We start from the raw sequence: 21093 nt of genomic DNA on the forward strand, positions 1-21093 counted from the left end.
CTCGCGGTCAGGACGGTGACGGCACCCGCGTTTGTACCTCAGTCCAGAGCGCATCCACCTGAGCGGCCATGCGAGCGGCGGCGCCACGGTGCTCGGCGGCGAAGGCGCGGCTGCGTTGCGAGGCCTCGGCCAGACGCTGCGCATCGGCCAGCAGGGCCAGCGCCTGAGCGAGGCCGGCCTCGATGCCCTCGACGCGCGTCGCGGCACCGGCGGCACCGGCCAACTCGGCCGCCTCGGCAAAATTGAAGGTGTGCGGCCCCATCACCACCGGGCAGCCGCAGGCGGCGGCCTCGATCAGGTTCTGCCCGCCCAGCGGCGCGAAGCTGCCGCCAAGCAACGCCACCTGGGCGAGGCCGTAGTACAGCGGCATCTCGCGCATCGAGTCGCCCAGCCAGGCGTCGGCGGCCAGCGCCGCAGCACCCGGCAACTCGCCCCAATCGCTGCGCCGAGCGAGCGTCAGGCCGGAAGCGCGCATCAGCGCCGCCACCTCGTCGAAGCGCTGCGGATGGCGCGGCACGATCACCAGCAGCGGCGGCGATGCCAGCGTGCGCCGCACCCGCGTCCAGGCGCCCAGCAGCGGCGCCTCTTCGCCTTCGCGCGAGACGGCGAACAGCAGCACCGGCCGCGCGAGCGCCGCGCGCCATGCCTGCCCGCGTGCGAGCAGCGTGGCGTCTGGCGCCAGGTCGTACTTGAGGTTGCCGCACACGCGCACCTCTGGCGCACCGGCGCTGCGCAGGCGCTGCGCATCGGCCTCGCTCTGCGCGAGCGCCAGCGACAAGGCCTCGACCGCGGGTCGCAGGATGGCGTCGAAGCGCTCGCCACGGCGTCGGCTCCTTTCGCTCAGCCGAGCATTGGCCAGCACCAGCGGGACGCCGCGCGCCTGCGCGGCCGGCAGCAGGTTGGGCCAGACTTCGGTCTCCATCAGCACGCCGATGGCGGGGCTGAACTGCGCGAGGAAGCGCTTCACTGCTCCGGGTGTGTCGAAGGGTAGCCAGGTCTGCCGGTCGCCTTCGCGCAGCAGTTCCTGGCCAGCGGCACGGCCGGTGGCCGTGCTGTGCGTGAGCAGCAGGCGCAGGCCGGGTCGGCGCTCGCGCAAGGCCACGATCAGCGCCGCGGCGGCGCGCGTCTCGCCGAGCGAGACGGCATGCAGCCACAGCCAGCCCGAACTCGGCGCGTCGCGGTAGTGGCCCAGGCGCTCGCCGATCGCTTCGCGGTACAGGGGCTCAGCGCGGCCGCGCCACCACAGGCGCAGCAGGTAGAGCGGCTGCGCCAGCACGAGCAGCGCGGAGTACAGCGATCGGGCGGCGCGGCTGCGCCACGGCAGCGTCACGAGGCTGCGACCAGCACGTTGCTCCAGGCCAGCCAGGTTGCCTGGACGGTGGGAATCGGCCGCCCCTCCAGCGCCACCTGGTGCCGGTGGCCGTGGCTCGGCTGCGGGCCAGTGCGCCAGGCGGTCGGAAAGTTGTAGAGCTGCACGTGCGGCATGTCCAGCGCCACGGCGATGTGGCTCAGGCCGCTGTCCACGCCGATCACGCCCTGCGTGAGCGCGAGGCGGTCGAGCACGGCGTCCAGGCCGAGCGAGGGCCACACGTCGACAAAGAAGGCCTTCTCGAACTGCAATCCGGCGGCGATCATCTCGGCGCGCGTCTGCTCCATCTCGTTGCCCTGCGGCAGCGCGATGCGCCAGCCGGCGTCGATGACGCGCTTGCCCAGCTGAACCCAGTGGTCGGTGGGCCAGAGCTTGTCGTCGCGCGAGGTGCCGTGCACGAAGGCCACCGTCGGCGTGGCGGTGCGGAAGACACGCTGCTTCGGGTTCAGGCCGTACTTCGGTGCGCCCTCCGGCGGCTTGCCGAGCACGGCGGCCACCAAGGCGCGCGAACGGTCCATCGCGTGGATGTGCGGCTCCATGCGGATCGCGTGGTCGACCAGCCAGCCGGCCGGCGCCTCGTAGCTCGAGCCCTCGGTCTGGTTGCCCAGGCCGAAGCGCGTGCCGCGCGCCAGCCGCGCCACCAGGGCCGACTTGGTCAGGCCCTGCAGGTCGATGATGGCGTCGTAGCTTTCCTGCTGCAGTGCCGCGCGGAAGGCGCGCCACTCGGCGCGCACGCTGGGCATCCACCAGCCGCGGCGCCAGCGACGCAGCGAACACTCGATGACGCGGTTCACGCCCGCCACGCGGCGTACCAGCGGCGCGAAGGCCGGCTCGACGACCCAGTCGATCAGCGCGTCGGGATGGGCCGCGCGGATGTCCTGCACGGCCGGCATGGCGTGCACCACGTCGCCCAGCGAGGAGAGCTTGACGATGAGGACCTTCATGCGTGCAACCGCATTCAGTGCGCCGCCGCGGCGACGCGGGCATCGGGCTTGACCGCCAGCAGCGCGGCCATCACCTCGGCCTCGATGCGCTTCAGCGCTTCGGGCGTGTGGCCCTCGAAGCGCAGCACCAGCACCGGCGTGGTGTTGGAACTGCGGATCAGGCCGAAGCCGTCGTCGTACTCGACGCGCAGGCCGTCGATGGTGATCACCTCGCGCGCGCCGGGGAACTTGGCCGTCTCGAGCAACTGCTGCACGACGCGCTTGGGCTCGCCTTCGGCGCAGGCCACGTTGAGCTCGGGCGTGCTGTGGCTGGTGGGCAAGGCATCGAGCACCCGGCTCGGGTTCTTCGAACGCGACAGGATCTCCAGCAGCCGCGCCGCGGTGTAGGTGGCATCGTCGAAGCCGTACCAGCGTTCACCGAAGAAGATGTGGCCGCTCATCTCGCCGGAGATCGGCGAGTCCAGCTCGCGCATCTTCGCCTTGATCAGCGAGTGCCCGGTCTTCCACATCAGCGGCACGCCGCCGGCCGCGCGGATCGCGGGCGCCAGGCGCTGGCTGCACTTGACATCGAAGATCACCGTGCCACCGGGCCGGCGCTTCAGGATGTCGGTCGCATAGAGCATCAGCTGGCGGTCGGGGTAGATGATGTGGCCGTCGACGGTGACCACGCCGAGCCGGTCGCCGTCGCCGTCGAACGCCAGGCCGAGTTCGGCGCCGGAGGACTTCACGGTGCGGATCAGATCGGCCAGGTTCTCCGGCTTGCTCGGGTCCGGGTGGTGGTTGGGGAAGTCGCCGTCGACCTCGGAGAACAGCTCGATCACCTCGCAGCCCAACGCGCGCAGGATCGCCGGCGCCGAGGCGCCCGGGATGCCGTTGCCCGAGTCGACCACGATCTTCATCTTGCGCGAGAGCTTGCAGTCGCCGGCGATGCGCGCGAGGTATTCGGCACCGATGTCCATCGCCGCCGAGCGGCCTGGCGCGCGTGTGTAGTGCTGCGTCTCGATGCGCAGGCGCAGCGCCTGGATAGCCTCGCCGTAGATGGCCTTGCCGGCCAGCACCATCTTGAAGCCGTTGTAGTCCTTCGGGTTGTGGCTGCCCGTGACCTGAATGCCGCTGCTGCAGCCGTGCGCACCGCGCGTGGCCGCCACGTAGTACAGCATCGGCGTGGTCACCGCGCCGAGGTCGACCACGTCCAGCCCTGTCGAGGCCAGGCCACGGATCAGGGCGGCGGCCAGGCCGGGGCCGGACAGGCGGCCGTCGCGCCCCACGGCCACGGCCCGCTCGCCTGCGTCGAGGGCCTCGCTGCCGAAGGCCCGCCCCAGGTGTTCCGCGAAGACCTCGTCGATGCTCGCGCCGACCACGCCGCGGATGTCATAGGCCTTGAAGATGCTGGGGTCGACGTGCATGGAGGGGTCTGGGTTGAGAATCGGCGCATTGTAGGGAGGCCGCGCCTGGACACGTCACTGCTCGTCATCGCCTTCGGCGCCGCCCTCGCCGGCTTCGTGCAGGGCCTGTCGGGCTTCGGTTTCGGGCTCACGGCGATGGCCGTCTGGGCCTGGGCGCTGGAGCCGCGCCTGGCCGCCGTGCTGGCGGTGCTCGGCGCCTTGACCGGACAGGTGCTGGCCGCCGCGACGGTGCGCCGCGGTTTCGATGCGCAGCGCCTGTGGCCCTTCGTGGCCGGCGGGCTGGCCGGGCTGCCGCTGGGCCTGTGGCTGCTGCCGCGGCTGGACGTGCCGCTGTTCCGCGCCCTGCTCGGCGGCCTGCTGGTCGTCTGGTGCCCGCTGATGCTGATGGCGCCGCACCTGCCGCGCATCCAGCGTGGCGGCCGCCTCGGCGATGCGGCCTCGGGCGTGGCCGGCGGCGTGATGGGCGGGCTGGGCGGCTTCACCGGAGCGATCCCGACGCTGTGGTGCACGCTGCGCGGCTTCGACAAGGACACCCAGCGCGCGATCATCCAGAACTTCAACCTGGCGATGCTGACGGTGACCTTCATCGCCTACCTGGCCGGCGGCATCGTCACGCGCGACATGCTGCCGATGATCGTGCTGGTGCTGCCGGCCATGCTGGTGCCGGCGCTGATCGGCATGCGCCTGTACATCGGCATCAGCGAGATCGCCTTCCGGCGCATCGTGCTGTGGCTGCTCACCGCCTCCGGCGTGGCGCTGCTCTCGGCAGCCTTGCCGGTGCTGCTGCGACGCTAGACCTTCTTCACGCGAAGCGGCCGTGCAGGAACCAGCCGGCGGCCTCGCGGCCGGGCAGCCGCGCGCGGTAGATCCATACCAGCGCGCCATCGGCGTCCTCGGCGATGAAGTAGTCGCGCTCGGCCAGGGCGTGGTCCCACCAGCCGGCCTCGATGCGCTCCGGGCCACTCAGCAACTGCAGCGCGCGCCCCGCCAGCAGAGGCTGGGCGGCGCGCTCGGGCAGCGGCTCGGGCGGCGCGAGCAGCCACACCGGCCGCAACGGCGCGGGCGGCACCACCACCGAGGCGCCGCGCTGGCCCACGCGCGCCGCGTCGACCGGCCGGGTGGCGCTGGCGCACTCGGGCCGGTGGTCGTGCACGGCCTGCAGGCGCTGCACATGTTCGGCCCCGAGCCGCGCCTGCAGCCGCTCGACCAGCCGCACCAGGCCTTCGCGCTCGCTCGCGGCGCTGGGGAACAGTTCGCCGCTGGGCGCCTCGCCGGGCACGATCTCGCGCGCCGCCAGGCGCAGCTCGAGCGTGGGCGCGGGCAGCTGCAACTGCGCCAGCCGCTCGCGCAGCAGCACCTGCAGGTGCGCCGCGTCGCGCGAGGGCTCGGCCAGCGAGACGGACAGCAGGGTCTGCGCCGGCACCTGCGCATCGCTGCGCCAGCGCGGCTCGTGCTGCATGGCCAGCACGAAGCCGCGCACGAAGGCGTGCTGCGCGGCCAGCCAGGCGGCCAGGCGCGCCAGCAGCATGCCTGCGGCGTGCAGCACCTGCTCGGTGCTGTCGGCGCGGGCGAACAGCTCCAGCCGGCTCTCGAACTGCGGCGGCAGCACGATCGGCACGCGCGGGTCGGCCCGCTCGCCGTAGGCCCGGTCGAGGTCGGCCAGCATCGCCTGCCCGAAGCGCCGCGCCAGGCCGGAGCGCGGCAGCCGGCGCAGGTCGGCCAGCGTCGCCAGGCCCATGCCCTGCAGCGCCTCCCAGTGCTCGCGCCCGGGGCCGAGCAGCCACACCGGCGTACCGTCGAGCGCGCGCTGCATCTCGGCAACCTCGCCGGCGTGCACACGGCGCGGCCCGCGTGCCAGCAGCGCGGCGCCCAGCGGCGTGGGCGCGCTGGCGGCGTGCACGCGGTGGCCCAGCGGCGCGACCGCCGCGCGCAGCCGCTGCAGCAGCCGCGCATGGCCACCGAAGTAGCGCAGGCTGGCGTGCACCTCGAGCAGCACGGTGTCGGCACCGCGCGAGGGGTCGTGCGCAGGCTGAACGCACACGCTCGGCGTGAAGGCCAGCGCGGCGTGGGCGATGGCCGTCAGCGCGGCCGCGTCACGCGCCGCATCGGCCTGGCCGACCAGCAGGTCGGGCGCGAGCGCCAGCGCGGTGGCGCGTTTCTGGCCCGGCTCGACGCCGAGCGCGCGCGCTGCGGCGTTGACCGTGGCGATGTGGTGCGCATCGACAAGCGCGAGCGGCGATTGCGCCTGCTCGCCCGCCAGCGTGGCGGCGAACGATTCGAGCGACAGCAGCGGCAGGTGCAGGGCGATCCAGAGCACGGTTCTTGTCCATGCCCGATCAGCCGAGGTCGACGAAGGTGGCCACCGACAGCGCCGGGGCCGGCAGCGTGCGCTCGGGGCGGCGGCGCTGCCGCGCCGCGTCGGACAGCACCGGCGGCAGCGCCAGCCTGATCGGCGACTCCAGCGGCGGGCCGCGGCGCTTGAGCACGCGCAGCGCCAGCATGTCGGGCCCGTCCGCTCTCAGTGCCAGGCGCAGCGGCGCGGCGCTCGGCCGCTGCGCGGCGGCCATCTCGCGCAGCACGAAGGCGGCGCCGTCGTGCGCCTGCGCGGCGAGCTGCAGGCGGCGCAGCCGCTCGGCGCGCAGGCGCGGTGGCAGCCAGGCTACCAGCGCGCCGACATGGCCGCTTCGCAGCGCCTGCTCGAAGGCCCACAGGCTGTCGCTGCCGGGCACGACGCGGGTGCGCGTCTGCACCACCAGCAGCTGCTCGACGTCCAGGCCGAGCTGCGCGAGCGCCCAGGCCGAGAGCTGCGCCGGCGGGTCGAACAGCATCACCAGCCGGCCGCCGCGCTGTGCCGCCGCGAGGCTGGGCGCGAGCAGGCGCACCTCGCCCACGCCGGGGTGCGGCAGCAGCAGCTCGGTGAGCGTGCGGCGCGGCCAGCCGCCACCGGGCAGCTGCGCATCGAGCGCCGCGAAGCCGCTGGCCACGCCGTCGCCGCGCGGGCGGCCGAGCTGGTGGCCGAGCCACAGCGCAGGATGCAGATCCTGCAAAGCGAGTGCGGCGGGCAAGCGGTCCATTCGAGTACTGTACTTTTATACAGTATTCAGTTCAATACGTGCTTTGAACACATACTTGCTTGCCTGAAGCAACTGAATTGCCCAGAATCACCCGCATGACTTCGCCCGCACCGGACGACGCCCGCATCGATGCCGCACGGCGCTTCGCCCGCTTCTACACCCGCCACATCGGCGCGCTGCACGAAGGACTGCTCGACAGCCCCTTCACGCTGACCGAATCGCGGCTGCTGTGGGAACTCGCCCACCGCGAGCACTGCAGCGCCGCGACGCTGGCGCGCGAGCTCGATCTCGATGCGGGTTACCTCAGCCGCCTGCTGCGCGGGCTGAAGGAACGCGGCCTGGTGCGCAGCACGCGCTCGGCGCAGGACGCGCGCATCGCCGAGCTGAGCCTCAGCGCCGCCGGCCGGCGCGCCTTCGCGCCGCTGGAGCAGCGCTCGCGCACGCAGATGCAGGCGCTGCTCGCACGGCTCGACGAGGGCCAGCAGCAACAGGTGCTGCGCTCGATGGCGCAGATCGAGCGCGCGCTCGACGGCACCGCAGGCCGCGCAGCACCGGCCTGTGTGCTGCGCGCCCACCGCCCGGGCGACATGGGCTGGATCATCGCCCGCCACGGCGCCCTCTATGCGCAGGAGTACGGCTTCGACGGCCGCTTCGAGGCGCTGGTGGCACGCATCGGCGCCGACTTCCTCGACCGCTTCGATCCAGCGCGCGAAGCCTGCTGGATCGCCGAGCGCGATGGCGTCAACGTCGGCTGCGTGGCGCTGGTGCAGGCGCGCGATGAATCAAGCCAGGCCGTCGTCGAGGCGACGGCGCAGTTGCGCCTGCTGCTGGTCGAGCCCGCTGCGCGCGGCCTCGGCCTGGGCGAGCGGCTGGCGGCCGAGTGCGAGCGCTTCGCGCGCGAACGCGGCTACCGCCGCATCGTGCTGTGGACCAACGCCAACCTGGCGGCCGCACGCGGCATCTACCGCAAGGCCGGCTACCGGCTCACCGGCAGCGAACACCACCACAGTTTCGGCCAGGACCTGGTCGGCGAGACCTGGGAACTGAACCTGGCATGACGACCGCGAACACCCCCTGCCCCTGCGGCACCGGCCAGCCCTACGCCGCTTGCTGCGGCCGCTACCACGCCGGTGCCCTGCACCTGCAGGTGCCGGACGCCGAACGGCTCATGCGATCACGCTACAGCGCCTACACGATGGGCCTGACGGACTACCTGCTGGCCACCTGGCATGCGAGCACGCGCCCGGCGGCGCTGGAGCCCGATCCGACGGGGCTGAAATGGCTGGGGCTGGACGTGCGCCAGCACGCGCAGCAGGACGAGGAGCACGCCACCGTGAGCTTCGTCGCGCGCAGCAAGCTCGGCGGGCGCGCCCACCGCCTGCAGGAGACGAGCCGCTTCGTGCGCGAACTCGGTCGCTGGTACTACGTGGACGGCGACGTGGCCTGAAGCAAGGGCTCAGGCGAATTCCTGCCGCACGCCGGCCGACATCAGCCGGTGGATGATCCAGCCGAGCAGCGCGCAGGCCACCAGCGTCATCGCCGCGCCCATCGCGCGCGCCGCCGTGACGAAGCCGCCGAACACGCCCAGTGCCTTCTGCGGCAGCGGCGAGCTGCTCAGCGTGGCGTCGACCACCGACTGCACCACCTCGTGCTGGAACCACAGGCCCAGCAGGTTGGCGACGATGGCCAGCACCAGCAGGCCGATGAAGGCGCGGCGCGCCCAGTCCAGGCGCAGCAGCAGGCCGATCGCCGAGGCCAGCGTGGCCAGCGAGATCACCAGCCCGGCGCCCACCACCCACGGCAGGTAGGCGATCAGCAGCCCGGTGAGCAGCGGCAGCGGGTGCTGCGCACCGCTGGTCTGCCAGCCCGGCAGCAAAGAGGCCACTGCGGCGTTCTGCACCAGCGCCGAGGCGCTGGCCAGCAGTGCCAGGGCGATGAACACCCAGGCCACCGTGGTGACGAAGAGGGAGCGGGATCCGACGTTGAAGGTCTGCGGCATGGTGGTGGCTCCGGGCGCGCGGTGCACTGCACCGTTGCCTGCGATTGTGCGAACCGCTGTGTGACAGGACATCCCACACCTGAGCACATCCCCCGTGAGCGCGGGGTGGTGTGTGCGTTCGCCGCCACAGGCGGCCGGGCGGCCGGCGCCTGCTTCGATCGTCAGACCGTCTCGGGCACCATCGTGATGGCGCCGCAGGGGCATTCGGCGGCGCACAGGCCGCAGCCCTTGCAGTAGTCGAGGTTGAACTCGAAGCGCTGGCCGGGGCCGAGCTTGATGACGGCGTTGTCGGGGCAGACGCCGTAGCAGTTGTCACACTCGAAGCAGTTGCCGCAGCTCAGACACCGGCGTGCCTCGAAGAGGGCGTTGCCCTCGTCCAGCCCGCCCTGCACCTCGTCGAAGCTGGTCTGGCGCCGCGCCAGGTCGAGCAGCGGCCGCACCGTCGCCGGCGCGTCGCTGTAGTACCAGGGGTTGAGCTTGTCGAAGCTCGCGGTCTCGTGCTTGGCCACTTCCGGCACGCCGGCACCGCGCAGCCAGGCGTCGATGTGCTTCGCCGCCTTCTTGCCGTGGCCCACTGCCACCGTCACGTTGCGCTCGGCCGGCACCATGTCGCCGCCGGCGAACACGCCCGGCCGGCCGGTCATCATGTGCGCGTCGACCTGCACCACGCCGTCGTGGATCGCCAGGCCCGGCACGCCGTCGAGCAGCGAGAGGTCGACGTCCTGGCCGAGTGCGAGCACCAGCGAATCGGCCTTCAGCGTCTCGAACTCGCCGGTGGGCTGCGCCTTGCCCTCGGCGTCGAGCACCATCTTCTCCACCGTCAGTTCGCCGGCCTCGGCCTGGCGGATGGTGGAGAGCCACTTGATCGTCACGCCCTCCTGCAGCGCCTCTTCGACCTCGAAGTCGTGCGCAGGCATGCGGTCGCGTGTGCGCCGGTAGACGATCACCGCCTCGGTGGCGCCAAGGCGCCGTGCGGTACGGGCCACGTCGATGGCGGTGTTGCCGCCGCCGTAGACGACGACACGGCGGCCGAGCATGGGCTTGTCTTCGCCTTCCATGCTGCGCAGCACCGACACCGCATCGAGCACGCGCGCCGAGTCGCCGGCCGGGATGAAGGCGCGCTTGGCGATGTGCGCACCGACGGCCAGGAAGGCGGCGTCGAGCCCTTCCTCGCGCATCGTCGCCTGCAGGTCGGCGACCTTGGTGTCCAGGCGGATCTGCACGCCCATTGCGACAATGCGCGCCACCTCGGCGTCGAGCACCTCGCGCGGCAGCCGGTACTTGGGGATGCCGAAACGCATCATGCCGCCGGGTCGCGGGCCGGCCTCGAACACGGTGACGCGGTGGCCGAGGCGGCGCAGGTGGTAGGCCGCGCTCAGGCCCGAGGGCCCGGCGCCGACGATGCCGACATGGCGGCCCGTCTCGGCCGAGGGTGGCGCGAACTGCCAGCCTTGCTTCAGCGCCTCGTCGCCGAGGAAGCGCTCGACTGCGTTGATGCCCACCGGCGCGTCGAGCTGGCCGCGGTTGCAGGCGCCCTCGCAGGAGTGGTAGCAGACGCGGCCCATGATGGCCGGGAACGGGTTGTCGCGCACCAGGTGCCGCCAGGCGGCCTCGTAGTGGCCGGCCTCGGCATGGAACAGCCAGCCCTGGATGTCCTCGCCGGCCGGGCAGGTCTGGTTGCACGGCGGCAGGCGGTCCACGTAGACCGGCCGGCTCGAGCGCCACGAGCCGGTCTTGTTGGCCAGCGACGAGCCGACGTCGAGCGTGATCGCGAAGGGCTTGTCCATGGTCACACGGCCTCCGTGACGGGGTCGAGCAGGCCGTACTGGCGGATGTTGCGGTCGGCCATCGCCTGCAGGTGCGCGATGACGTCGTCGCGGCGCTGCGGCGCGAACAGGTGGGCGAATCGTTTCTGCGGCCTGAGGTAGTCCTCCACCGACACGCGGTGGCGGATCTTCGACACCGCCGTGACCTCGCCGTGCTCTGCCTCGAACACCGGGAAGGTGCCCGACTGCTGCGCCAGACGCGCCAGCCGGATGGTGTCGTGCGAGGCCGAGCCCCAGCCCAGCGGGCACGGCACCAGCACATGCAGGTAGCGTGCGCCGCGCAGCGTCATCGCGTGTTCGACCTTGGCCTCGAGATCGTGCAGGTCGGCCACCGTCGCCGTGGCCACATAGGGGATGCCGTGCGCCATCGCGATGCGCGGCAGGTTCTTGCCCTGGCCGAACACGTTGCCCGGCTGCACGCCCACCGCCGGCGTGGTGGCCGTGCGCGCCGCGGCCGGCGTGGCCGAGGAGCGCTGCACACCGGTGTTCATGTAGGCCTCGTTGTCGTAGCAGATGTAGAGCACGTCGTCGTTGCGCTCGAACATGCCCGACAGGCAGCCGAAGCCGATGTCGGTGGTGCCGCCGTCGCCGCCCTGCGCGAGCACGCGCACGTCGGAGTGGCCCTTCACCCGCATCGCCGCGGCAATGCCGGTGGCCACCGCCGCGGTGTTGCCGAACAGCGAGTGGATCCACGGCAACTGCCACGAGGTCTCGGGGTACGGCGTCGAGAACACCTCGAGGCAGCCGGTGGCGTTGGCCGCGATGAGCTGGCCATTCGCCGCTCGCATCGCCGCGTCGACCGCGTAGCGCGCCCCCAGCGCCTCGCCGCATCCCTGGCAGGCGCGGTGGCCGGAGTTGATGGCGTTGCTGCGCTCGGTGCTCGCCTGCACGCTGCGCTGCTCCGGCGCGAGCAGCCGGTTGCCCACGGTGAAGGTGCCGGTCTGGTAGAACTTGATCGTCTGTGCGGTCATGGCCTGGCCCTCAACTGACCCGCGACGCGACCGCGCCGACGTCGCGCAGGATGGACTCGGCCGCCGGCCCGGTGCGCTCGCCGCTGCGCTCGCGTTCAAGCTGCCGCTCCACCACCTTCCAGTCCATGTCGAGGAAGGTCAGCGGCTCCAGCGTGTCGGCGATCGCCTCGGTGAAGATCCGCTGCAGCGACACCTGCGTGATCGCGCGCCCACCCAGCCCGGCGATCACCGTGTAGCCATTGCGCCGCGTACCCGACATCGCCATGCGCACGTCGTTGGCGAGGATGCCGCCCAGGCCCACCGAGAAACTCTTCTCCAGCACCACCACGCGTTCGGCATGCACCAGCGCCTCGCGCACCGCCGCCAGCGGGAACGGCCGGAACGAGGTGATGCCCAGCACGCCGATGCGCTCGCCCTCGTCGCGCATGGCGTCGACCGTGTCCTTGATCGTGCCCAGCACCGAGCCGAGTGCCACGACGATGGTGTGCGCGTCCTCGCATCGGTAGCAGTGCAGCAGCCCGCCGCTGTCTCGCCCGAAGAGGGCCTGGAATTCCGCGGCGATCTGCGGGATGCGCTCCAGCGCGCGCATCTGCCGCGCATGCGCCAGGTAGCGCACTTCGGTGAAGGCTTCCGGCCCGACCATCGCGCCGATGCTCACCGGCTCGGCCGGGTCCAGCACCTGGCGCGGCACGTAGGGCGGCAGGAAGGCGTCGACCTGCGCCTGCGTGGGCATGTCCACACGCTCGTAGGCGTGGGTGAGGATGAAGCCGTCCATGCACACCATCACCGGCAGGCTCATCTCCTCGGCGATCTTGAAGGCCTGGATGTGCAGGTCCAGCGCCTCCTGGTTGGTCTCGGCGAACAGCTGGATCCAGCCGCAGTCGCGCTGGCTCATCGAGTCGCTGTGGTCGTTCCAGATGTTGATCGGCGCACCGATCGCGCGATTCGCCACCGTCATCACGATCGGCAGGCCCAGGCCGGAGGCGTTGTAGACCGCCTCGGCCATGAACAGCAGCCCCTGGCTGGCGGTGGCCGTGTAGGCACGCGCGCCGGCCGCCGACGCGCCGATGGCCACGCTCATCGCGGCGAACTCGCTCTCGACGTTGATGAACTCGCAAGGGCTGAGCGAGCCGTCCTTCACCAGCTCGCCCAGCGCCTCGACGATGTGCGTCTGCGGCGAGATCGGGTAGGCGCAGATCACCTGCGGGCGCGACAGCGCCACCGCCTCGGCGACGGCGCGCGAGCCTTCAGTCTGCTTGAGCATGCGACAACTCCTCCATCTCGCGCGTGACGTACTCGAAGGCCTCGGTGGCCGCGGCCACGTTGCCCTCGGCCACCTTGCCGCTGAACTTGTCGCGGATGGCGTGTGCCACAGCGTCGAGCGTGATCAGCCCGCTGATCGCCGCGAAGCCGCCGAGCAGCGCCGCGTTCGGCAGCGGCCGGCCGACATGGCGCAGGGCGATCTCACTGGCGGGCACATTGCACAGGCGTTCGCGGCGAAAGCGCTGAGCGAATTCGCCGACGCCCAGTTCGTCGAAGCTGCGCGTCGAGTTGATCAGCACGTAGCCCTCGGGCTTGAGGCCCTGGAACACGTCGACCTGGTGCAGCAGCGTCGGGTCCTGGATGATCAGCGCGTCGGGCGCCATCACCGGCTCGCGCAGGCGGATCTCGCGGTCGGCGATGCGGCAGAAGGCCACCACCGGCGCGCCCGTGCGCTCGGAGCCGAAGCTCGGGAAGGCCTGCGCATGGCGGCCCTGCTCGAACGCGGCGATCGACAGCATCTCGGCGCCGGTGACGACCCCCTGGCCGCCACGGCCGTGAATGCGGATCTGGAACATGCCCCCTCCTGCGCTGCTGTGGCCGCATTCTTCGGGCCGCCCGCGACAAGGGGCTTGTCCTGCATCAAGTGCCGGGCGCGGCGACAATGCCGCTCCGCCCCGCGCGCCGCGCCGCCTTCATGCACCCCGGAATCCTCTACGCCGCCTCCGCCTACGTGCTCTGGGGCCTGTTCCCGCTCTACTTCAGCCACTTGTCCGCCGTGCCCGCCACCGAGGTGCTGGTGCATCGCGTGGTGTGGTCGCTGGTCTTCGTGATCGCCGTGCTGGCCTGGCGCCGGCAGTGGGCCTGGCTCGCACCGACGCTTCGCCAGCCGAAGGTGCTGGGCGCCTTCGTGGCCAGTGCACTGCTGCTGTCGTGCAACTGGCTGACCTACATCTGGTCGGTCAACCACGGCCACGTGGTCGACGCCAGCCTGGGTTACTTCATCACGCCGCTGGTCAACGTGTTGCTGGGCTACACGGTGCTGCACGAGCGCCCGAGGCGCCTGCAATGGGCGGCACTGGCGCTGGCGATGCTGGGAGTGCTGTGGCTCACCGTGGCCGCCGGCCAGCTGCCGTGGATCGCACTGGTGCTCGCGGCCAGCTTCGGCGGCTACGGCCTGCTGCGCAAGATCGCGCCGCTGGGCGCGCTCGAAGGCCTGTCGCTGGAGACCATGCTGCTCGCCCTGCCCGCGCTGGTGGCGCTGGCCCTGTGGTGGGGGCGTGGGCCGGCGAGCTTTCCGTCGCCCGACCTCGCCACCAACCTGTGGCTGATCGGAGTGGGACCGCTGACCGCCGTGCCGCTGCTGCTGTTCGCGGCCGGCGCCCGGCGCATCTCGATGACGACGCTGGGCCTGCTGCAGTACATCGGCCCGTCGATCCAGTTCGCGCTCGGCGTGTGGCTGTTCAACGAGCCCTTTGGCGGCCAGCGGCTGGTCGGCTTCGGGATGATCTGGGCGGCGCTTCTGGTATACAGCGCGGACGGCTGGCGCATGTCTCGCCGGACGGCACCGGTCGCGGCCTGAGCCGATCCGACGCCTCAGCGCAGGTCGCCCGCCAGGCTGGCCAGCGTCTCGGCGGCGATCACCCCATGCGCCGGGTAGTTGGTGTGGTCGCAGCCGAGCTTGACGCTGGCACCGGCGCGCACCGCCTCGCGCGCCGCGGCCGGGAACTCGAAGCGCAGGAAGTGCACCGACGAGGTCTTCTCTTCGTTCTCGCGGTCCAGGTCCTCGTCGGCGATGGCGTAGATGCGCGCATGGCCCTCGACCTCGACGAACATGCGGTCCTCCACGCCGATCAGCCGCGACAGCTCGCGCTTGCGCTCGTGCGGATCGGGGTACTCGATGAGCATCGTCGCCTTCCAGTTCGTGCCGTCGGGCACCAGCGGCGCGTAGGCGTCGATCTCGCTCTGGATGCCGTCCTCGTCGAAGATCTTCTCGATGTGCAGCATCTCCTGGATCTGCCGGCGGATCGTCTGCTCGTCCTCGAACTGCACGCTGATGTGTTCGCCCAGATGCACGGTGCGCAGCCGGCGGTGCGCGATCACCTCGGGCTTGCTGGTCTTGCGGATCTTCGAGTACGCCTCCAGCGTCAGGAGGCTTTCGCGGGTGATGGTCATGTGATTCTCCATCGAGGGGTTCAGATTCCGTAGGCGATGCGCAGCAGGCTCAGCGGGTGAGCGATCTTCGCGGCGGGAAGCGCGTTGTTGGCCATGCCCTGCGCGATGTGGTGGCCGGCCATCGGGCAGTCGGAGCCGATGTAGTCGGGCTCGTCCTTGGCCATCAGCTTGAACACCGGCTTGCCAATTTTCATCGCCGTCTCGTGGTACGGCTTCTTCACGCCGTAGGTGCCGGCGTGGCCGGAGCAGCGCTCCACGGTGTTGAGCTGCACCGTCACGGTCTGGCCGATCAGCTTGAGCATCTCCTCTGTCTTCTTGCCGATCTTCTGCACGCGGCCATGGCAGGGGACGTGGTAGCTCACCTTGCCCAGCGGCTGCTTGAAGTCAGTCTTCAGCAGGCCGTCCTTGTGGCGCGCCATCAGGTACTCGAAGGGGTCGAACATCGCCGCCTGCACCGCCTTCACGTCCGCTTCGTCGGGGAACAGCAAAGGGAGTTCCTGCTTGAACATCAGTGTGCACGATGGCACCGCCGTGACGATGGCCCAGCCCTCCTTCGCGTACTTCGCGAGCACCGGGATGTTGGCGTTCTTGTGCTTCTCCACGCCCTGCAGGTCGCCGAGCTCGAGCTTGGGCATGCCGCAGCAGGATTCCTTCTCGACGATCACGTAGGGAATCTCGTTGTGCTCCAGCGACTTGATCAGGTCGTGGCCGATGCCCGGCTCGTTGTAGTTGACGTAGCAGGTGGAGAAGATCGCCACCTTGCCGGGGCTTCGCTCGCCGTCCTTCACGTCGGTGGCGCGGCCCTTCTTCTTCGCGCTCCAGCGGAAGCGGCTGGTCGCCAGCCCAGGCATCCAGGCGTTGCGGTCCACGTCGAGCACGCTCTCCATCACCCCGCGCGCGGCCTTCGTCCTGTTGATCGCGTTGACCGTCTGCACGACGATCGGGATGCCGGCGAACTGGCCGTGCACGTCGGTCGAGGCGAGGAACTTCTCGCTCGCCTTCACCTCGCCCTTGCTGAACTTGATCGCCTTGGCGCGCAGCATGGTGTGCGGGAAGTCGAGGTTCCACTCGTGCGGCGGCACGTAGGGGCACTTGGTCAGGTAGCACAGGTCGCACAGGTAACACTGGTCGACCACCTTCCAGTAGTCGGCCTTGTTCACGCCGTGCACCTCGCCGTCGTCGGTCGCGTCGACCAGGTCGAACAGGTTGGGGAACGACTGGCACAGGCTCACGCAGCGTCGGCAGCCGTGGCAGATGTCGAAGATGCGCTCCATCTCCTTGAACGCGAGATCCTCGTTGTAGAAGTCCGGGTTCTTCCAGTCGACGGGGTGGCGGGTCGGGGCCTCCAGGTTGCCTTCGCGAGCGGTCATGCGTGTTCTCCTCGGTCCACCAATGAACAAGGGGCACGAAGCCCCTTGTCGTCCGGACGTCGCGCCGTGGTCAGTCGACGAGCGCGTCGAGCGCCTTCTGATAGCGGTTGGCGTGCGAGCGCTCGGCCTTGGCCAGCGTCTCGAACCAGTCGGCGATCTCGTCGAAGCCCTCTTCGCGGGCCTGCTTGGCCATGCCCGGGTACATGTCTGTGTACTCGTGCGTTTCGCCGGCGACGGCGGCCTTCAGGTTCTGCCGGCTGTTGCCGATCGGCAGGCCGGTGGCCGGGTCGCCCGAGCCGTTCTCGAGGAACTCGAGGTGGCCGTGCGCATGGCCGGTCTCGCCTTCGGCCGTGGAGCGGAACAGCGATGCCACGTCGTTCTGGCCTTCCACGTCGGCCTTGTTTGCGAAATACAGGTACCGGCGGTTGGCCTGGGATTCGCCCGCGAAGGCGTCCTTCAGGTTCTGCTCGGTCTTCGATCCTTTCAAGCCCATGTCGCTCTCCTGTCGTTGAGATGAACCGAAACGGCCGCCTGCGCCGGGGCGCGTCGAACTGCGGCACCCGAATACGCTAACCCACTGCCGGAGCCGGGGCAAATACAAATGGTCAATGCAGGGGATTGGCAAAGGCTATGCCGGCGATCGCCACGATTGATTGATCAGGCTCAGCTTTGGTCGCCACCCGGCAGCCCGAGCAGGCCGCGTGCGACGCGGTGCAAGCGCGAGCCGGCGTCGGCCAGGTCGTGCAGCACGGTCAGGTGGTTGGTGCCGGGGACGGCCTCGCACACCGGCACGGCGGCCTCGCCCCAGGCGCGGCGGATCAGCGTGTTCTGGCGCAGGAACTCCTCGCTCTCGTCGCCGCCCACCAGCGCGGCCAGCCGGCCCTGCGGCGCGGGCATCAGCGCCGGGCTCAGGCGCGTCGCCGACGCGGCCGTCAGGCGCAGGTCGGGCGCCAGGAAGGGCGTGTGGCGGATCGGCTCCAGTTCGTACAGGCCGGAGATCGACAGCGCGGACTTCACCAGGTCTGCCGGCAGGTCGCCCGCGACACGCGGCCACTGGCAGGCGAGCATCATCGCAGCGAGGTGCCCGCCGGCGGAATGCCCGCCGACGACGATGCGCCGCGGGTCGCCGCCATGTTCGCGCGCGTGCCGAAACGTCCAGGCCAGGGCCTGCACCAATTGCAGCGTGATCTGTTCGATCGTCACCGCCGGGCACAGCGCGTAGTTGGGCAGCACCACCATCGCCCCGGCGTCGACCAGCGCCGGTGCGACGAAGGACTGCTCGCGCTTGTCCAGCGCGCGCCAGTAGCCGCCGTGGATGAAGACGAACACCGGCGCGTCGGGCCGCTCGGTGCGGAAGACGTCCAGCGTCTCGTTCGGCCCCTCGCCGTAGGGCAGGTCGAGGGTGCAGTCGGACTGCTCGCGCGCCAGCGCCGAGGCGTTGGCCCAGCGCTCGAAGATCTGCGCGTGGTCGGGGATGCGGGCGCGGTTGTTGTACTGGGCATCCAGCCACGCGGGGTCGGGTCGGGTCATCGGGCTGCCTGGGGTCGCTGCGGGGTCCCGTTTCTACCCCGATGCGCCGTCGGACGCCATCCGGTCGAGCCGGCGGAAGCCCACCGCGGACTTTGATAAACTACGTGGGTTCGTGGGGGGGTAGCTCAGCTGGGAGAGCGTCGCGTTCGCAATGCGAAGGTCGGGAGTTCGATCCTCCTCCTCTCCACCACACGAATCCAGGGGCCGCCAGTGAGCGGCCCCTGACATTTTGGGCTACATGGGCTACAGATGGGCTACATGTAGCCCACGTGTAGCCCAGCCGTCTCAGAGCAAGCGAATGACCTTCGCATGTTTGTAGCCCACGGCTCGGATGACCCACGCACTACCTTTGCGATGGTCGAACCGCATCCGCCGGAGCTGCTGACCATCGCATGCATGTAGCCCACACGCGCCCTTGCGTCGGGCCACCACTGCGAAGGTCAAATGGGCTACATGGGCTACACGTGCAGGCCGCGCCCCTCAACGCATCTGCATCAGCGCAACAGTTCCCGACGACCTTCGCACTGCGATGACCATCGCATGATTTGCAGCCCGATTTGGGCGGTCAGCATCGATCCGGGACGACGCTGGAGAGGCCGCGCTGGGCCTATCCCCTTCGCAACCAGTGCCAACTGAAGCGGCGCGTGGAACGCGGCATGAATTCGCGACCAACGCTGCCCCTGAAGACATCGGGACTGTCGCGGGCGAGTTCCCGAAGCGCACCTGGCGGCGCTGCCAAGAGCGGCTCATGCGCAGCAATGCCCAGGTACCCAGGGACACATGGGCAGGGCATTGCCGCGCACGGTCAGCGCGGCCAATTGATCGTTATCGATGCAGCGGAAGACTCAACCGCTCATGCAGTAAGCGCTCCGGATGAGGTCGTGGGGGCTAAGAGTGCCACGGCTCTTTGCGAAGGTGGCGAGCGAGGCAATCCGCCTCGCTCCTGAACGGAGTTGCAACCATGGACACGACCACCCGAGCGGCGTCGCCGCTGCGTCAACGCTTGCTCGACGACATGCGCAGGCGCAAGTTTGCCGAGCACACTCAGGCTGGCTATATCCGCGCCGCTCGTAAGCTGACTGCATTTCTTGGCCGCTCGCCCGATTCGGCCACCGCCGAGGATCTTCGACGCTTCCAACAGCACTTGATGGACGCCGGCACCGACCCGGTGACGATCAACGCGACCATCACCGCGTTGAAGTTCTTCTTCGACGTCACTCTGGGCCTGCCCGAGGTGATGGCCAAGATGCGGTACGTGCACGTGCCCGTGCCGCGCACGCTGCCCGTGATCCTGAGTCCCGACGAGGTGGGCCGCCTGATCGCGGCGGCGCCGAACCTCAAGCATCAGGCGGCCATGTCGGTGGCGTACGGCGCAGGCCTGCGCGTCGGCGAGGTCCTCGCGCTGAAGGTCACCGACATCGACGGCCAGCGCATGACACTTCGGGTCGAACAAGGCAAGGGCCGCGAGGATCGCTACGCCAAGCTCAGTCCGGTGCTGCTGGAGCAGTTGCAGGCCTGGCGGCGGCTGGGCCGCGCCCAGGGCAAGATCCTGCCCGACGGCTGGCTGTTCCCCGGCACGAATCCGGCCGATCACATGATCGGTGCGACAACTCAACCGCGCCGTCCACCTGGCCGCGGCCACGGCAGGCCTGGGCAAGCGGGTGACGCCCCACGTCCTGCGCCACAGCTTTGCCGCCCATCTGCTGGAGCAGAAGGTCGACATCCGCGTGATCTATGTGCTGCTCGGCCACAAGCGGGCGGAGACGACGAGCCTGTATGCTTCTGTGGCCACCGACCTGTTGCGCGGCGCGATCAGTCCGCTGCACCAGACCTCGGACAAGCCCCAGTCCGAGTAGGCCGGTGGGCATCGTGATACGGGCGGCCTGCTCTGGAGGTCGCCGACATCTTCCGTCTCCACGGAAGCGCCTGGCGTGGCGCCCAGCGCGCTCACCTGAGCTTGGCTCCGCTCACGGTGATGTGGACCATCACCCAGTGCCGCACGGCGGCGCGGGGTGGCCACTTCCTGCGTCGCGACGGGTGTGGGGTCGAGCAGGTCTCGTACAACCGTACAACTCGTGCACGGAGCCGGTGAACTGAAGTTCTTCGGCAAGCACCGCGCGCCGGCCGCGCTCTAGTTCAGCGAGTGCTCTGCGTGCTTTGCAGCGGTTGCGGCCGGTCGCCTGCGGCCAGCGCACTCACAGTAGGCGCCATCAAGCCGACGTTCGGCTCAGCGGCCTGCGCTGGTCCGAGTGACAGCTATACGAAGTACTGCTGACGTACCCGGCACCTGCACTGGGCCAGCACCGCCGGCACCCGGCCGGTGACTGCTGTTCACCTGGCCGAACTCACCCAACCGACCCATTGCAGACATCTGCCTAGACCAGTTGAACTGCCCGACAACTGTCACTCAACTCAAAGTACAGCGGGCCAGCCAGCGCAATTGATTCAGGCCCGCTGCAACGATGGGATGGAAACCGCTCTTGTCTTCGTTCGACAGGGCAATAAGTACCGAAGCAGCAAGGTTTACGAAAGAGGTGGATTGCGCACAGAAGACTCGCGCTCTCCTCGGTGTGCTCTAGAGGCAGGCGTCCATCGAACCGGCTGACGAGCATCTTCTTGCCGCTTCTCTCGCGCGTGCGAGTCCTCAAACTAGAGCGGCCCAGACCTGAGAACTTCGCTGTGATTGCGGCGGCCGCCATCGCAGAGGCCACCGCGCTTTGGGGCCTGGAGCTGGGGGAGTTGTCAGTACCTCGCGAGCTCGATCTCCCATGGGTTCTGTTCTTGACTGCGAGGCAACCGCGCGTGGCGACGGAAGGGGCAGTCGCGGCTTGGGCACGAGAGCTGACAAGCCCGCGAATGCGGGGTGTAAGGTCTTACAGATTGCTCCTGCTTGAGGTGATTCATAGCATCCGCGCACGAAGAACAAGCGGGCGGCCAAGCCGCTCAGCTCAATAGATGCGCCGAAGCCGGATGGGTTCCTGCGCAGCACATCGGGGGAGGTCCAGCTTGCTGCGTTTTCAGTCCCACGACGGCGTCAGGCTGTCGCCGCTAAAGCGCGCCCGCAGTCTTGGTACCGCCTCTCCGGTCTTCAAGAGCAGTGTCGCGGACGCCTCGGTCCAGCCGACCACCAACGCGATGGTTTCGCCCGATCCACTCCCGACAAGGACAC

Annotated in this window: 18 protein-coding genes, 1 tRNA gene and 1 pseudogene; 6 read left to right on the forward strand and 14 right to left on the reverse strand. The window is 70.0% G+C overall.

All coding sequences use genetic code 11. From position 1 onward, the window contains the following. Positions 1-7: 7 nt before the first annotated feature. From HZ992_RS12110 to HZ992_RS12120, 3 genes are read right to left on the reverse strand one after another with little or no spacing between them, the layout of a single operon-like run. A complete protein-coding gene (locus HZ992_RS12110; protein WP_371816811.1) occupies positions 8-1330 on the reverse strand; it encodes a 3-deoxy-D-manno-octulosonic acid transferase in 1323 nt (440 codons plus the stop codon). Further along, on the reverse strand, positions 1327-2313 hold the full coding sequence (gene waaC / locus HZ992_RS12115) for a lipopolysaccharide heptosyltransferase I (protein ID WP_209386877.1): 987 nt from the start codon (positions 2311-2313) through the stop codon (positions 1327-1329). Before waaC ends, HZ992_RS12110 begins: the two co-directional genes overlap by 4 nt. A 14-nt stretch (positions 2314-2327) precedes the next feature. Next, complete coding sequence (locus tag HZ992_RS12120; RefSeq protein WP_209386878.1) at positions 2328-3719, reverse strand: phosphomannomutase/phosphoglucomutase; 1392 nt, start codon at positions 3717-3719, stop codon at positions 2328-2330. A gap of 45 nt (positions 3720-3764) precedes the next feature. Between HZ992_RS12120 and HZ992_RS12125 the strand changes: the two genes are divergently transcribed. Continuing rightward, positions 3765-4514 carry a sulfite exporter TauE/SafE family protein gene (locus tag HZ992_RS12125; protein ID WP_209387152.1) on the forward strand — a complete coding sequence of 250 codons (750 nt, stop codon included), beginning with the start codon at positions 3765-3767 and terminating at the stop codon, positions 4512-4514. Positions 4515-4521: 7 nt separating this feature from the next. On the opposite strand, the gene HZ992_RS12130 is transcribed toward HZ992_RS12125, so the two are convergent. Further along, positions 4522-6036 (reverse strand): Y-family DNA polymerase, encoded by a 1515-nt coding sequence (locus HZ992_RS12130; RefSeq protein WP_209386879.1) that lies wholly within the window; start codon positions 6034-6036, stop codon positions 4522-4524. 19 nt (positions 6037-6055) lie between these two features. After that, the gene (imuA, locus tag HZ992_RS12135; protein ID WP_209386880.1) at positions 6056-6793 is read right to left on the reverse strand and encodes a translesion DNA synthesis-associated protein ImuA; all 738 of its coding nucleotides are present in this window, start codon (positions 6791-6793) and stop codon (positions 6056-6058) included. Positions 6794-6888: 95 nt separating this feature from the next. Between imuA and HZ992_RS12140 the strand changes: the two genes are divergently transcribed. After that, positions 6889-7851 (forward strand): bifunctional helix-turn-helix transcriptional regulator/GNAT family N-acetyltransferase, encoded by a 963-nt coding sequence (locus tag HZ992_RS12140; protein WP_209386881.1) that lies wholly within the window; start codon positions 6889-6891, stop codon positions 7849-7851. Then, positions 7848-8240 carry a YchJ family protein gene (locus HZ992_RS12145; protein ID WP_209386882.1) on the forward strand — a complete coding sequence of 131 codons (393 nt, stop codon included), beginning with the start codon at positions 7848-7850 and terminating at the stop codon, positions 8238-8240. The genes HZ992_RS12140 and HZ992_RS12145 overlap by 4 nt, the downstream gene beginning before the upstream one ends. A gap of 9 nt (positions 8241-8249) precedes the next feature. Here the strand turns inward: HZ992_RS12145 and HZ992_RS12150 are convergent, their stop codons facing one another. The 5 genes from HZ992_RS12150 to HZ992_RS12170 all read right to left on the reverse strand — a co-directional run bounded on the left by HZ992_RS12150 (position 8250) and on the right by HZ992_RS12170 (position 13427). Further along, entirely contained in the window at positions 8250-8792 is a 543-nt protein-coding gene (locus tag HZ992_RS12150; RefSeq protein WP_209386883.1) for a hypothetical protein, read from the reverse strand. Positions 8793-8953: 161 nt separating this feature from the next. Then, positions 8954-10579: an NAD(P)-binding protein gene (locus HZ992_RS12155; RefSeq protein WP_209386884.1), complete on the reverse strand. Its 1626-nt coding sequence runs from the start codon at positions 10577-10579 to the stop codon at positions 8954-8956. 2 nt (positions 10580-10581) lie between these two features. Next, a complete protein-coding gene (locus HZ992_RS12160) occupies positions 10582-11589 on the reverse strand; it encodes a thiamine pyrophosphate-dependent enzyme (protein WP_209386885.1) in 1008 nt (335 codons plus the stop codon). Between the two features lie 10 nt (positions 11590-11599). Next, a complete protein-coding gene (gene porA, locus HZ992_RS12165) occupies positions 11600-12853 on the reverse strand; it encodes a pyruvate ferredoxin oxidoreductase (protein ID WP_209386886.1) in 1254 nt (417 codons plus the stop codon). Continuing rightward, positions 12837-13427, reverse strand: a complete 591-nt coding sequence (locus HZ992_RS12170) for a 2-oxoacid:acceptor oxidoreductase family protein (protein WP_209386887.1) — start codon at positions 13425-13427, stop codon at positions 12837-12839. Before HZ992_RS12170 ends, porA begins: the two co-directional genes overlap by 17 nt. A 119-nt stretch (positions 13428-13546) precedes the next feature. On the opposite strand from HZ992_RS12170, the gene rarD reads away from it, so the two are divergent. Next, positions 13547-14431: an EamA family transporter RarD gene (rarD, locus tag HZ992_RS12175; RefSeq protein ID WP_209387153.1), complete on the forward strand. Its 885-nt coding sequence runs from the start codon at positions 13547-13549 to the stop codon at positions 14429-14431. Between the two features lie 14 nt (positions 14432-14445). Here the strand turns inward: rarD and HZ992_RS12180 are convergent, their stop codons facing one another. From HZ992_RS12180 to HZ992_RS12195, 4 genes are all read right to left on the reverse strand, one after another. After that, entirely contained in the window at positions 14446-15024 is a 579-nt protein-coding gene (locus HZ992_RS12180; protein WP_209386888.1) for a DUF3501 family protein, read from the reverse strand. Positions 15025-15044: 20 nt separating this feature from the next. After that, entirely contained in the window at positions 15045-16394 is a 1350-nt protein-coding gene (locus HZ992_RS12185) for a (Fe-S)-binding protein (protein ID WP_209386889.1), read from the reverse strand. Positions 16395-16464: 70 nt separating this feature from the next. Further along, the gene (locus HZ992_RS12190) at positions 16465-16887 is read right to left on the reverse strand and encodes a rubrerythrin family protein (RefSeq protein ID WP_209386890.1); all 423 of its coding nucleotides are present in this window, start codon (positions 16885-16887) and stop codon (positions 16465-16467) included. A gap of 170 nt (positions 16888-17057) precedes the next feature. After that, on the reverse strand, positions 17058-17924 hold the full coding sequence (locus HZ992_RS12195) for an alpha/beta hydrolase (protein WP_209386891.1): 867 nt from the start codon (positions 17922-17924) through the stop codon (positions 17058-17060). 114 nt (positions 17925-18038) lie between these two features. On the opposite strand from HZ992_RS12195, the gene HZ992_RS12200 reads away from it, so the two are divergent. Both HZ992_RS12200 and HZ992_RS12205 read left to right on the forward strand, forming a co-directional pair. Continuing rightward, a tRNA-Ala gene (locus tag HZ992_RS12200) sits at positions 18039-18114 on the forward strand. A 771-nt stretch (positions 18115-18885) separates the two neighbouring features. Further along, a pseudogene (locus HZ992_RS12205) lies at positions 18886-19780 on the forward strand (tyrosine-type recombinase/integrase). Positions 19781-21093 lie beyond the last annotated feature (1313 nt).

It is taken from the genome of Rhizobacter sp. AJA081-3, from assembly GCF_017795745.1.
Classification (GTDB): domain Bacteria; phylum Pseudomonadota; class Gammaproteobacteria; order Burkholderiales; family Burkholderiaceae_C; genus Piscinibacter.